Origin of the sequence: Candidatus Levibacter sp. Uisw_134_01 (assembly GCF_047717795.1) — a bacterium.
Lineage (GTDB): Bacteria > Pseudomonadota > Alphaproteobacteria > Puniceispirillales > Marisalimonadaceae > Marisalimonas.
The window spans coordinates 1756152-1770374 of record NZ_CP159808.1 but is presented as its reverse complement, the minus strand read 5'-3'; the positions used below and the strand labels follow the sequence as shown (position 1 = coordinate 1770374).

Annotated in this window: 13 protein-coding genes; 9 read left to right on the top strand and 4 right to left on the bottom strand. The window is 30.8% G+C overall.

All coding sequences use genetic code 11. The annotated features are described in order from the left end of the window. Positions 1–61: 61 nt before the first annotated feature. Together ABXT66_RS09055 and ABXT66_RS09050 are read left to right on the top strand one after the other, a co-directional pair. The gene (locus ABXT66_RS09055) at positions 62–1198 is read left to right on the top strand and encodes an alanine racemase (protein WP_443643180.1); all 1137 of its coding nucleotides are present in this window, start codon (positions 62–64) and stop codon (positions 1196–1198) included. 60 nt (positions 1199–1258) lie between these two features. Next, complete coding sequence (locus tag ABXT66_RS09050; protein WP_443643179.1) at positions 1259–1984, top strand: TerB family tellurite resistance protein; 726 nt, start codon at positions 1259–1261, stop codon at positions 1982–1984. On the opposite strand, the gene ABXT66_RS09045 is transcribed toward ABXT66_RS09050, so the two are convergent. Next, positions 1981–2814 carry a gamma-glutamylcyclotransferase family protein gene (locus ABXT66_RS09045; protein ID WP_443643178.1) on the bottom strand — a complete coding sequence of 278 codons (834 nt, stop codon included), beginning with the start codon at positions 2812–2814 and terminating at the stop codon, positions 1981–1983. The genes ABXT66_RS09050 and ABXT66_RS09045 overlap by 4 nt on opposite strands. 95 nt (positions 2815–2909) lie before the next feature. Between ABXT66_RS09045 and ABXT66_RS09040 the strand changes: the two genes are divergently transcribed. After that, a complete protein-coding gene (locus ABXT66_RS09040; protein WP_443643177.1) occupies positions 2910–3713 on the top strand; it encodes a TauD/TfdA dioxygenase family protein in 804 nt (267 codons plus the stop codon). Between the two features lie 19 nt (positions 3714–3732). After that, positions 3733–5325, top strand: coding sequence for a GMC family oxidoreductase (locus tag ABXT66_RS09035; protein ID WP_443643176.1), 1593 nt, complete (start codon positions 3733–3735; stop codon positions 5323–5325). 5 nt (positions 5326–5330) lie between these two features. On the opposite strand, the gene ABXT66_RS09030 is transcribed toward ABXT66_RS09035, so the two are convergent. Together ABXT66_RS09030 and ABXT66_RS09025 are read right to left on the bottom strand one after the other, a co-directional pair. Next, positions 5331–6017 (bottom strand): gamma-glutamylcyclotransferase, encoded by a 687-nt coding sequence (locus tag ABXT66_RS09030; RefSeq protein WP_443643175.1) that lies wholly within the window; start codon positions 6015–6017, stop codon positions 5331–5333. Continuing rightward, positions 6017–6862, bottom strand: coding sequence for a mechanosensitive ion channel family protein (locus tag ABXT66_RS09025; RefSeq protein WP_443643174.1), 846 nt, complete (start codon positions 6860–6862; stop codon positions 6017–6019). Before ABXT66_RS09025 ends, ABXT66_RS09030 begins: the two co-directional genes overlap by 1 nt. 158 nt (positions 6863–7020) lie before the next feature. On the opposite strand from ABXT66_RS09025, the gene ribF reads away from it, so the two are divergent. The 5 genes from ribF (at position 7021) to mutL (ending at position 13656) form a co-directional block, all read left to right on the top strand. Then, positions 7021–8010, top strand: coding sequence for a riboflavin biosynthesis protein RibF (ribF, locus tag ABXT66_RS09020; RefSeq protein ID WP_443643173.1), 990 nt, complete (start codon positions 7021–7023; stop codon positions 8008–8010). An 85-nt stretch (positions 8011–8095) separates the two neighbouring features. Further along, entirely contained in the window at positions 8096–10864 is a 2769-nt protein-coding gene (gene ileS, locus ABXT66_RS09015; protein ID WP_443643172.1) for an isoleucine--tRNA ligase, read from the top strand. Beyond that, positions 10818–11357, top strand: coding sequence for a signal peptidase II (lspA, locus tag ABXT66_RS09010; RefSeq protein WP_443643171.1), 540 nt, complete (start codon positions 10818–10820; stop codon positions 11355–11357). The genes ileS and lspA overlap by 47 nt, the downstream gene beginning before the upstream one ends. Further along, on the top strand, positions 11347–11865 hold the full coding sequence (locus tag ABXT66_RS09005; protein ID WP_443643170.1) for a hypothetical protein: 519 nt from the start codon (positions 11347–11349) through the stop codon (positions 11863–11865). The genes lspA and ABXT66_RS09005 overlap by 11 nt, the downstream gene beginning before the upstream one ends. 12 nt (positions 11866–11877) lie before the next feature. Next, a complete protein-coding gene (gene mutL, locus ABXT66_RS09000; RefSeq protein WP_443643169.1) occupies positions 11878–13656 on the top strand; it encodes a DNA mismatch repair endonuclease MutL in 1779 nt (592 codons plus the stop codon). On the opposite strand, the gene rsmD is transcribed toward mutL, so the two are convergent. Beyond that, positions 13639–14220 carry a 16S rRNA (guanine(966)-N(2))-methyltransferase RsmD gene (rsmD, locus tag ABXT66_RS08995; RefSeq protein WP_443643168.1) on the bottom strand — a complete coding sequence of 194 codons (582 nt, stop codon included), beginning with the start codon at positions 14218–14220 and terminating at the stop codon, positions 13639–13641. The two genes, mutL and rsmD, sit on opposite strands and share 18 nt — an antisense overlap. Between the last annotated feature and the right edge of the window lie 3 nt (positions 14221–14223).

Genomic DNA, 14223 nt, shown 5'->3' with positions numbered 1-14223 from the left:
GAGGTTAAAATTAACTTTATTTACTTATTAACTTTACTATCCTGAGACAGAGGTTAAATACATGAAAATAAGTAATTTAGAAGAACTCAACACACCTTGTCTAATATTAGATAAAACTCTTTTAGAAAAAAATTGTAGTTTAGCGAGAAAAAAGTGTGCTGAGTTAAAAACTATTTTAAGACCGCACGTTAAAACACCAAAAAGCATTGAAGTTGCAAAAATAGCACTTGATAATCAAGTTGGACCAATAACAGTGTCTACTTTAGATGAAGCTGAATATTTTGCCTCTGCGGGTTTTAAAGATATACTTTATGCTGTTTGTATAATCCCAAAAAAGCTAGCAAGGTTAGAATTTCTTCAGAAAAAATATGATTGTATAATTCGCATAGTTGTTGATTCAATTTTAGTAGCTGAGGCAACAGTAGATTACAGTAATTCTCATAGTACAAAATTTGAAATCCTTATTGAGATTGACTGTGGCGAAGGAAGAAGTGGTTTATATGTCGAAGATAAAAAAATTGTAGAAATATCTAAAATTTTCAGTGAGTGTAATAAAACAAATCTTATGGGTGTTCTTACACATGCAGGTCATAGTTATTCAACTGACAACAAAACAGAAATTTTATCAATTGCAAATAAAGAACGAGAAGATGCTCTTGCTGCAGTAAAATATTTTTTAACTTTTAATCATAACAACCCTATTATAAGCATAGGTTCTACACCAACCATGTTGTTTGCGTCTCATCTGAACAACATATCTGAAGTAAGAGCAGGAATATATATGTTTTGGGATCTAGCCCAAGCGTCCAGAGGAATTTGTAAAATCGAGGATATAGCAGTTACAGTTCTAGCAAGCGTAATTGGTCATAATTACCAAAAGAAAAAAATTATTATTGATGCTGGAGCCTTAGCTTTGTCAAAAGATATAAGCGCTAATAGATTTATGCCTGAGGTAGGATATGGATTTGTTTGTGATCCTAATTCAGGAAAATATCTAGGTTTGAACATATCCGAAATTCATCAAGAACATGGAGCAATTGATATTAGCAATCCTGATTGGTTTGATAATTTACCTATTGGAAGTTTGGTAAGAGTTTTACCAAACCATTCGTGTTTAACCTGTGCTGGTCATAGTAGTTACAATATTTTAGAAAACAATATGATTATTGATAATTGGAGAAGAACTAATGGCTGGTAAATTCTTCACTTTTGTATAAAAGTTTTAATTAAAATTAATTAAAATGTTGAGAAGTAAAATATGTCAATTTGGGGAAGTTTATTAGGCGGTGTTATTGGTTTTTCTTTTGGAGGTCCATTTGGAGCTTTATTAGGATCATTCCTAGGTGGAAAAATTTCTAGGTTAAATTCTTCTAAGACAATTCGTAATCAACAAAACACTCAAGAAATCTTTGCATTATCACTTATAATCCTCTCTGCTAAGTTAAGCAAAGCTGATGGACATGTTAGTAAAGAAGAGTTAATTGCTGTTAAGGATAAACTTCAAATTCCAGACAGTGAAATTGATCAAGTAGCTAAAATTTTTAATAAAGCCAAAGACGAAAGTACAGGTTATGAGCCATACGCAAAACAAATTGCAGAAATTTTTAGAGATAATATAAATGTCTTAGAAGAGGTTATAAATATTTTATTTTATATAGCTGAGGCCGATGGAAATGTAAGTAATGATGAAGAAACAATGATAGCCAATATTGCTTATATTTTTGGCTTAAGCCAGAAACAATATCAAAGTATAAAAGAGTCTAGAAAGACATCAGATAAGCTAAACCCTTATATTGTTTTAGAAAGTCAGCCCACAGACGACCTCAAGACTATTAGAAAAAACTATATAAGATTATCCAAGGAACATCATCCAGACTTATTAATCAGTAAAGGAGTTCCAGTTGAAGTGATCAATGAAAGTAAAAATAAAATGAGATCAATAAACGCTGCATGGGATCAAGTACAAAAACTTAAAAGCAGTTAGTTTTTAATCTCTTTAACACCATTTAAATCAAATTCATTGTTAAAAAAACTTTGCATATCGTTATTATACCACTTTTCATAATCCCACGGTTCACTATGTAACAAATTTTTGTCAGGTATATAAATTTGTGAATCATAAAGTTTCCCAGCAACATTTATTTTCACATATTGTCTAAAATAATTAATTCCTTCAAACTTATCTAATTTGTTCAGCTCATTTAATGAAATATTAGATATCAGAAGGCCTTGAACAACATCCTCTTCATTATTTGTAAATTTAATAAGTGGATAGTTAGCGTCTTTTACTTGAAAAACTTTATAGTGAGTTAAGAAACCATTAGTTGTTTCGTGATACTTTATTTTTTCTCCAAGGACTGCTTTTCTGACTTCAGAAGCTTTCAATGTTCCATAAAAAAATAAAGAATATTGAATTTTATGTTTAGAAAGTGCTTCTTTAATTTTCTTCTCATAAGAAAAACAGTTATTGTTTTTGTCATATTTTTTGAAATATTCGTCGGCTTTACCATCTATTTCGTGATTTAAATACTCAACACAACTTTTTACATAATTATTGATGAGTGTTGAAATATCGTGGTTGTAATTTCTTACATCAAATAAATTGGTGATATAAATTAAATGCTTTAATTCATCTATATTAAAATCCCTAAGAATAAAACTTAACTGTAAATACGTATCTTCAAACCTAAAATCATGTGGAAACTCTTCGTTCCATATATCTGTGTCTAGGTTCCAATTTTGTTTTAGGTTTTCTTTTAAAATATTTAACTTTAAAACTTTGACATCGTCGTTAATGTTTAATTTTTCTGTCATACGAGCCTAAATTTTTATAAAATTGTTTACAAATATATAATCATTTTTAACATAATAAATTACAAAGTATAAACCTTTAATGAATAGGTAAATAAATGTTAATTAAAAATCTTGGAACCACTCTAGGAATTGAAATTATTGGTTTTAATCTTAAAAAAAATATTGATAAAAATATTATTGGCCAAGTTTCAGATCTTTTATCTCAGTTTTCGGTAGTAGTAATTAGAGATCAAAACATTACCAATGAGCAGCATATTAACTTTAGTGAATACTTTGGTGATTTAGAGGTGACAAAAGCAGGAACCAATGGTGCAGGTTCTAAATTAATAATTCTGCAAAACTTTGATGAAGACGGAAATATTGTGCCTCCTACTGATAGACAAAGATTAAATAATTTAGCAAATCAAGAATGGCATAGTGATAGCTCTTTTAAAAAAATACCTTCAAAGCTTTCAATCCTTTCGGCTAAAATGATACCTGCAAAAGGTGGTAATACTGAATTTTTGTCTATGAGAGCTTTATATAACGCTTTGCCTAAAAAATTAAAAACTAATATTGAAGATAAAGTTTGTTGGCATGATTATTCTTATGGAAGATCAAAAATAGATGCTAACCTAGTTACAGCTGATGAAAAAAAAGCGCTCCCTCCCGTAAAACAGAAACTAGTATTAAATAATAAAAAATATGGAAAGTCTTTATATATAGGTGCGCATTGTAGTAAAATAGACGGTATGAATGATAATGAAAGCCATGTTTACTCTCACATTTGGAAACCGTATGATTTAATAATGTGGGATAACAGAGCTGTTTTGCATAGAGCAACTCCAATAAAAGGAAAAGTAGAAAAAAGGTTAATGGTAAGAACAACTATAGCTGGAGAAGCATCAACTCTAATTTAATTAATAATGGAAAATTATAATGAAAGAATTCGATTATATAATTGTTGGATCTGGTTCATCTGGCTCAGTAATTACAAATAGGTTGTCAGAAATAAATAACATTAAAATATGTGTTTTAGAAGCAGGTGGGACCAACCAGCATCCATATATAAAAATGCCAGCTGGTTTTATCAAAACTATAAATGATAAAAGGTTTAATTGGTGTTTTAAAACTGAAGCCAATGAAAATGTAAATAATAGAGAAATTTTATTTCCTAGAGGCAAAGGCCTGGGAGGTTCAAGCTCTATTAATGGTCACCTCTATGTAAGAGGACAACCAGAAGATTATAATCAGTGGGCTCAATTGGGAAACACAGGTTGGGGATATGACGATATACTTCCTTATTTTAAAAAATCTGAGTTTAAAGAAAATGGAGATGAAAAATATAGAGGGAAAAATGGCCCATTATTTGTTTCTGATATTGTTGAAAAACATCCTTTATGTGAAGAGTTTATTGAAAGCTCTAAAGAGATAGGGGTTTCAATTCAAGAAGATTATAATGCCGGCAATCAAGAAGGTATTTTTTATTATCAACGTACTATTAAAAATGGAACAAGATTTAGCGCATATGATGCTTTTTTAAAACCAGCAATCAAAAGAAAAAATGTAAAAGTTACTACCAATACAATTGTTTTAAAAATTATATTTAAAGAGAAAAAGGCAATTGGATTGCTCTGTGAAAAGAATAAAAAACAATTTAAAATCTTTGCCAACAAAGAAATTATTTTATGTGCAGGAGCAATTGGTACACCTCATTTGCTTCAGGTATCAGGTGTTGGACACTCAAATTATTTAAAAAATATTGGTATACAAATAATTCATGAAAATAAAAATGTTGGTGAAGGACTCCAAGATCATTATGCAGTTAGAGTTTCAAATAGTATTAATCTACCTATTACTTTAAACGAAAAAGCAAGCGGATATAAGTTATTTTTAGAAATAATGAAATGGTTTATCTTGAAAAAAGGTTTAATCTCTTACAGCCCAGCCCATGTAGGTGCTTTTTTAAAGTCTTCACCAGAGATAGATTTACCTGATCTCCAATTTGTGTTTACTCCTGCTTCTTACACAGAAGGCATGATAGGTAAACTTCAGAACATTCCTGGGATTACTTGCGGTGTTTGGCAATCAAGGCCTCAAAGTAGGGGGTATGTAAGAGCTTTATCTAGTCATATTAAAGACGCCCCTTTGATACAGCCAAACTATTTAAAAGAGACAATAGATCAAGACGTTTTAATCCAAGGTGTAAAGATTTGCAGAGATCTTTTAAAAACTTCAAAAATGAAAAAAATTTCCATTAAAGAAACTCTTCCTGGAGAAAATATTAAGACTGACAGTGAAATATTAAATTTTATAAAAAATAATGGAGCAACAGTTTATCATGCAATTGGAAGTTGTAGAATGGGAATTGATAAAGATGCTGTGGTAGATGCAAATTTAAAGCTAAATGGAGTTGAAAATTTAAGAGTTGCTGACGCTTCTATTATGCCAACAATGCCATCAGGTAACACAAACGCAGCTACTTTGATGATTGCAGAAAAAGCATCTGATTTAATCAAAAAAGACATGTAGGTTTTTTATTTTTTTAGATGACGTGAAATAGCTCTCATTTCATTATCAATAATATTTAATTCAGATAAACTATGTAGTGTGTTGTCAAAATACTCTCTACAGCTTCCTAAAAAGCCGTTTGCTTTCGAAATCATTTTTCCTTTAATTTTGACGTCCTTCTTTCCAAAAAAATTTTTATGTTTTTTATCAACAGTAAAAGCTAGTGACAATACTATCTTGCCATTAGCTAATTTAGTTTTTAATAATTTAGGTCTATAAGCACCTGTGACCATTTCTCTTTGAAACAAAATATCTATGTTTTTAATTGCATTTGATTTCTTTAACTTAAATGCCATACCTTGACACGATCCTCCTTTATCTAAACCCAACATCAAACCTGGGTTGTCAAAAGAGCCTCTACCTAAATAAGTTTTCATACAAAAACTTCTGTGAAAACCATATATTTTTGCTAAGGATTGACCTTCATATTCAACTGTTGGGTTCCACAATAAAGAACCATAAGCAAATACATAAAGATCATTACCAATGCCTTTATCAGGTATAACTTTTCTTCGCTCGTTAACAAGCTCTTCCATGGTAAGAACTTTATCACTTCCACTAATACTTCTAATTTTTTCACCTAAGCGGCCTTGAGTAATATTATCTCGAGTTAGTTTGATTGCACCATCATTTATTTTTTTTGTAGTAGACATCAGACAATATTTTTAGAGGTAATTACTCTATGAGGATAAGGTATTTCTATGCCGGCTTCATCTAGCGCAGGTTTTATTTTTTTCATTAAATCAGTATACAGTGCATACCAATCTTTTGTATGAGAGTATAGTCTCAGCCTTACCACAATCGAACTATCATCATATTTCATTACTAAGAACTGAGGTTCTTTAGGTTTGTTTATAACTCTTTTATCCTCAGCTAATCTCAACATGACCTCAGAAGCTAGCTCTAAGTTGGTATCATAATGAATACCTATATCAACATCAATTCGCCTGGTTTCATAGTGTGAGTGATTTGTAATTGTGCTATTCCAAATACTTGAATTTGGAATAGATACATAAACGTTATCAAAAGTATCAATAATAGTTGTAAAAAGACCAACCTCTCTAATCGTTCCTGATACGCCTCCAGTTTCAACCCAATCACCAGTAGTAAAAGGTCTTAGTAACAATAACATTACTCCAGCTGCCACGTTAGACAATGTTCCCTGCAAGGCTAAGCCAATAGCTAAGCCTGCGGCACCAAGAACTGCAATAATTGAGGTTGTTTGAACCCCAAACTGTCCTAAAACAGCTATAAGAGTTATTATGATTATACCATATCGTATAATATTACCGATTATTGGAACAATTAAAGGGTCTATTTTATTAAACAAACCTAAGTTTTTACGTGCAACTTTACTAAGTTTACCTGCAAAATAAAAACCTAATATCAGTATTATAGTAGCTCCTAAAACCTGTCCGGTATAAGCCACAAATATTTGAATAACATTATTAATCAGATTTGAAATAATTTCTAAATTAATGTTTATGTTGTTACCCAAGAAATAAATCTCCATTACTTTTTTTATGTAGTTACTTTATTTTTAAGATATTATTTCACACAATTATAATTTATATAACATATAATATATTTTAAATATTACTAAATTATTTTTTAATCAGCTTGAGTTAAAATTCTTAATAGGGTTATAAGTTTTTAATGAAAATTATTAAATGGAAACACGGTGATCAACCAACTGTAATTGATAAAAAAATTGCAATTGCTATTGGTAACTTTGATGGCGTTCATAAGGGACATGTTAGATTATTAGAAGCTGCTAAAGTAAAAGCCCATGAAAATGATTTAGCGTTTGGAGTGGTTACTTTTGATCCTCATCCAAGGGATTTTTTTAACTTTAATAACTCTTCCTTCAAACTTTTAGATAGGCAAGAAAAAGAATATCAACTAGCGAAAATTGGAGTTGAATATTTAATTATAATAGAGTTTAGTGAAGCATTAAAAAATTGCACGCCAAATGAATTTCTTTCAGACATCCTGTATCAACAGCTTAACGTGGTAAAGATGTTTGCAGGAGCTAATTTTAGATTTGGAAAAAACAGAGAAGGCACTATTCAAAACTCTAAAGAATTTTCTCAAGCAATAGGCTTAGAGATTATAACTGTAGATTTAGAACAAACTAAATCATTGGATGGTAAAGACAAAACTGTTATCAGCTCTCAATCTATAAGAGGTCTTATTTCTAATGGAAAATTAGAAACTGCAAATACATTATTGGGTAGAAACTGGTGCGTTACCGGCATTGTTAAAAAAGGAAAGCAACAGGGAAGAGAATTAGGTTTTCCAACAGCAAATCTTGATATGGGTTATTTTTTAAAGCCACCTTTTGGTGTTTATGTAACAAAGTTAAAAATTATTGACCACAAAACAAATAAAACAACAAATGATTGGTTGCCATCTATTTCAAATATAGGTAAAAGACCTACTGTTTCAGGCGATGATATTAACATAGAAACTCATGTTATCGATTTTCAAAATCATGGTGTTGATATTAATCTTTATAATAAAAGGATTAAGGTAGAGCTTCTAAAATTTTTAAGACCAGAGATAAAGTTTAGCTCTTTATTGGAGCTAAAAAAACAAATTGTGATTGATACACAAAAAGCAAAAAAATTTCATAGTTTAAAATAATTTACATATCAAGTTAATAAGATGTAAAATAATACTTTATAAAAATCAAAAAAATTAGGTTTTTATTATCAATAAAGAGAAAAAAATGACTGATTATAAAGATACCGTTTACTTACCAAAAACAGACTTTTCTATGCGAGCAGGCTTGCCTGCAAAAGAGCCTCAAATATTAAAAGTATGGGAAGATATTGGTTTATACAAAAAATTAAGGGAACAAAGAAAAAATTCAGAGCCGTTTATACTGCATGACGGACCTCCATATGCAAATGGTAACTTACACATAGGGCATGCATTAAATAAAATTATTAAAGATGTAATTAATCGGTCTCAATCTATGCTGGGTAAAAATGCTAATTACGTACCTGGCTGGGATTGTCATGGGTTGCCAATTGAATGGAAGATAGAAGAAAACTACAGAAAAAAGAAAAAGAGTAAAGACGATATCCCTGTTGTTGAGTTTAGAAAAGAGTGTAGAGACTTTGCAAAAAAATGGATGGATATTCAATCAGAAGAGTTCCAGAGGTTAGGTGTGTATGGGGATTGGGAGGCACCTTATTCTACTATGAAATATGAGTCTGAAGCTCGTATAATGTCTGAAATTGGTAAATTTCTTATGAATGGTGGTTTATATAGAGGTGTTAAGCCAGTTATGTGGTCACCGGTTGAAAAAACAGCACTTGCTGAGGCTGAAATAGAATATCATGATCACATTAGTACAACTATATTTGCTAGATTTTCTATTTTAAAATCACCAAATAATAATTTAACTGGCCATGAAATTATAATCTGGACAACTACTCCATGGACAATGCCAGGCAATCGCGCTGTTGCTTATGGTAAAGATATAGAATATTCATTATTAGATATTTCAGATGTTGAAGAAAGTTCTTTAGCAAAGAGAGGTGACAAAATTTTAATAGCTTCTGATTTGTTAGAAGAAGTCATAAAAGAATTGTTGATATCTGATTATAAAGTTTCAAATAAATTAAAGGGTGATGACTTAAAAGGATCTATTCTTGGTCATCCATTAAATAAGTTTGGTTATGATCATGAGGTCCTATTATTAGAGGCTGATTTTGTTACAACTGATCAAGGTACAGGCTTTGTTCATATTGCTCCAGGACATGGTTCCGACGATTTTGAGTTGGGTAAAAAAAATAATCTACCAATACCTGAAACTGTTTCAGACAATGGTATATTAGACGATAAGTTACCTCTTTTAGGTGGTCTTCGAGTTTTGAAAGATAATGAAAAAATTGCGGATATAATGTCAGAGCATGGTGCTTTAATTGGGAGAGGAACTTTACAACATTCTTATCCTCACAGTTGGCGATCAAAGGCACCGCTTGTTTTTAGAACAACTCCACAGTGGTTCATATCCATGAATACAAATGATCTAAGAGATACTGCCCTCAAGGCGTTGTCTGAAACTACCTTCTACCCTTCACAAGGAGAAAATCGACTTACCAAAATGATTGAAGATAGGCCGGATTGGTGTATATCAAGGCAAAGGGCATGGGGTGTGCCTCTAGCTATTTTTGTAAATAAAAAAACACAAGAACCTTTGAGGGATCAAGACGTTGTTGATAAAATTGTACAAGCATTTAAAGTTGAAGGTGCGGATGCATGGTTTCAAAAGCCATCATCCTATTTTCTAGGTTCAAAATATAATCCTGACGATTATGAAGCTGTAATGGATATTGCTGATGTTTGGTTTGACTCAGGTTCTACTCACGCTTTTGTTTTAGAAGATAGAGACGATTTATTTTGGCCAGCTTCTTTGTACTTAGAAGGTACTGATCAGCATAGAGGTTGGTTTCATTCTTCTTTGTTAGAAAGCTGTGGAACAAGAGGAAGAGCTCCATATGATGCTGTGTTAACACATGGTTTTGTTTTGGATCAACAGGGACGTAAAATGTCAAAATCCCTTGGAAACATTACAGCACCTCAAAAGGTGATTAATGAGTTTGGAGCTGATATTTTACGTTTATGGGTTGTTGGTTCTGATTATTATGATGATTTAAGAATTGGTAAAGAAATTCTTGTAAGGCATGCTGATCATTATAGAAGGTTAAGGAATACATTGAGGTATCTCTTAGGTGCCCTTAATGGATTTGAGAGAAATGAAGAAATAGATTTTAATGAAATGCCTGAGTTAGAACAATGGGTATTGCATAGAGTTTCTGAATTAAGTAACAAAATTCTAGAAAATACGAAAAATTTCAATCTCCATGATATTTATACAGACATTCATAATTTTTGTACTATTGATTTATCTGCGTTTTATTTTGATATACGTAAAGACACTTTATATTGCGATGAATTAAATGGTAAAAACAGACTTGCATGTAGAACTGTTATGGATATTTTATTTAAATCTTTAACAACTTGGTTGGCACCAATTATTTGTTTTACAGCTGAAGAAGCATGGCAAAACAGGTACAAAGATCCTGAAAATTCTGTACATCTTCAAACCTATTTTAAGTCAAACGTAAATTGGTATAATGAAATGTTAGGAAATAAATGGTCTGAAATTAGAGAATTTAGATCAATTGTTACAACTGCAATAGAAGAAAAAAGGAAAGAAGGTTTGTTAGGGTCAAGCTTACAGGCAAAGGTAATTATCGGCGCTAATGAAAATGTACATGAAAAACTAAAAGACATTGACTTACCTGAACTTTTTATCTGTTCTGATGTAGAAGTAAATTTGAATAATCAATTAGAAAACAACTCTATGAATGTAGAAGTTGAACTTGCTTCTGGTGGAAAATGTTTGAGATGTTGGAAAGTTGTTAAAGAAGTGAAAGATGAAGTTGAAATTTGCAACAGATGTTCGATTGTGGTTAAGCGTTAATTTAATGAAAAAAAACTTTGGAATATTTAATCTAACATTAATTTTAATTATATTTGTTGCGTTAGATTATCTTACAAAATCATGGGCAATAGAAAACTTATTTATTGAATATAATTCAATTAAATTAACATCATTTTTATCGTTTACACCAGTTTGGAATAGTGGAATCTCGTTTGGGTTTTTACAAGATTTAGGACAAATTGGTAGGTATGGGCTAACAATTTTTGCGCTTTCGGTCAGTGTTTGGTTAATACTCTCTTCTTTTAAGTTACCTAGATATTCATCTCTTGGCTTCATATTGATAGCTAGTGGAGCAATAGGTAACGCTATTGACCGAATAATCTATGGTAAAGTTGTTGACTTTATTGACTTTTATATTGAAGATTTACACTGGCCAGCGTTCAATCTTGCTGATACAGTAATATTCATTGGTGCAGGTTTATTTCTCTTTAATCAATTTTTTACTTCTGAGAGTTCTTATTATGAAAAGTAAATTTTTTAAAATGTCATTTTGTTTTTTGCCTTTAATAATGTCAATTTCAAGTTGTTCTGATTTTAGAAAAGCTGTTGGAAAAGAAAAAGTAATACCAGATGAATTTTTAGTTTCAACCACACCCTCTCTTTTAGTGCCACCTGGATATAATATTGACCCTGAAGTTTTTAAAAATAAAAACGCATTAGTGAAAGAAAATTTTAGTTTAAGTGAAAAGATAAAAATTAATGATACAAATAATATCTCAAGTTTTAAAGAGTTATTTATTTCAAAAGACATTCCAAAAGATATTAGAAAAATTGTTGATGAAGAAACATTAGGTGTTTCCTTAAGTGAAAGAAGGGGAATTGATATTTTGTTTGGTAATGTTCCTAAGACTGGAACGGTTTTGAATGGGAAAAAAGAAGCATTAAGACTTAGAAACAATAAGTTATCAGGAGAAAAACCAAATTCAAGCCCTACTCCGGCTCTTGATATAAATTCTGGAAAACCAATAGTTATTAAATGATAAAGACTTTAAATGGAAATCAGAAAACTTCCGGATAACCTTATTAATCAAATTGCGGCGGGTGAAGTTGTTGAAAGACCGTCATCGGCACTTAAAGAGTTAATTGAAAATGCCATTGACGCTAAATCAACTCAAATAAACATTTTAATTGAAGATGGTGGTAAAAATTTAATATCAGTATCTGACAATGGAATTGGAATAGAAAAAAAATATGTCCCTTTGGCAGTTGAAAGACATGCCACATCAAAGTTACCTAAAAATGATCTAATCAAGATAGATTATCTAGGTTTTAGGGGAGAGGCTCTTCCTTCAATTGCTGCAGTAAGTGAGCTAAATATTCAAACAAGATCTATAAAATCTGATGAGGCTTGGTCTTTAGATGTAATTGCAGGTACTGTTAAAGAAATTTATCCTTCTTCTAGACAATCAGGGACTATTATATCTGTAAAAAAACTTTTTTATGCAACACCTGCTCGATTGAAATTTTTGAAATCTTCTCAAGTTGAAAGCGGTTATTGTAATCAAATGATATTAAAGCAAGCTTTGGCAAATCCAAAGATTGGCTTTAAATTTCAAGCAAATGGTAGAGAATTATTAAATATTAAACCAGAACTCAATTCCGATGATTTATTTTTGAATAGAATAACAAATGTTATGGGTCAGAATTTTACAGAGGAAGCTATAAAAATAAATAATGTCAAACCTATTAAAGAAGAAAAATTCGCAAAGATACATGGTTTAATTAGTCTGCCCACTATGAACAAATCAAATCATAATCAGCAATATTTATTTGTAAACGGGAGGTGTATTCAAGATAGAAATTTATCAGGTGCGATAAGAGCTGCTTACCGTGATACACTTCCAAAAGGTAGATTTCCTCTTTTCTGTCTATTTATAGAGGTTCCCAGTGAGTTTATAGATGTAAATGTTCATCCAGGTAAAACAGAGGTTAGATTTCAAGATAATGCTTTGATAAGAAGTTTATTAGTTGGATCAATTAGCCGTGAATTAAATGCTAGCTTTAGTCGAACTACAGGTGATATTTCCAAAGAGGCAATAACTCGGTTTGAGCCATACAAAAACATAAACATAGAAAACTATGTTAATGAAACTCAAACATTCTTTGAAAATAATAAACTTTCTCCATCAATAAAATCTATCAAAAGTATCAATGAAGAAAATCCAACAGCGCCAAATGATCAACAAGATGACTTTCCTTTGGGCGTTGCTCTCGCGCAATTCAATAAAAACTATATAATTTCAAGAAATTCAAATGGTATTGTGATAGTAGATCAGCATGCAGCTCATGAGAGGTTGGTATTAGAAAAAATGAAGTCTGCACGAGTAAATAAATCTATTGAAAAGCAAATTTTATTACTTCCAGAAGTAATACATCTTCAGCCAATACCATTAGCTTTAATCATAGAAAATATAGATTTATTATCAGAAATAGGTTTTGTTATTGAACCTTTCGGTGCAGGTATGGTTATAGTTAGAGAAATTCCGGCGCTAATTGGGCACGCAGATATAAAACAAATTATTATTGATTTAGGGGATGATTTATCCTCAGCTGGTCTACCATCGTCCTATCTTGCCAAAGTTGACTTGATATTAGGAAATATTGCTTGCCACAGGTCTGTTCGGTCAGGACGAGTTTTAAATGAAACTGAAATGAATAATTTACTAAGAGAAATGGAAATAACTCCTAATTCAGGTCAATGTAATCATGGTAGGCCTACTTCTATAAGTCTTTCATTAAAAGATATTGAAAAGTTATTCAATAGAGCCTGATCTAATTAATCTTAAGATCGTTAATTTAGATTTACCGTATGCTTTAGTATCAAATACTTCATATCCTTCTACTTGAAAACTTTCTTTTTTACTACTTTCAGCAAAAATATAGCTGTCATTATTAATTAAGTTTAATTCTTTTAAGCCAATTAAACACTCTTCAATAATCGATGTATTATAAGGAGGATCTATAAAAATTATATTAAATATAGTGCTTATTTTCTTAAGTGCCTTTACTGCATCATCCTTTATTAAATTAATTTGAATTTTATTTTGATTTTTTATCTTTAATTTTGAAATATTTTTTTCAATTACGTGAATTGCCTTTGGGTCTTTTTCAATTAAATATACAAGTTCAGTACCTCTTGATATTGCCTCAATTCCTAGTGCTCCAGTTCCACTACAAATATCAAGAACTTTAGATGTGCTTAAATTCAGATTGTATTTATGAGATTCTAAGATTGAAAATAGAGATTCTTTTAACCTATCAGATGTAGGTCTAGTATTTGAGTCAAGTGGGGGGTAAAGTTTTAACCCTCTAAATTTTCCACTTATTATTCTCATAGT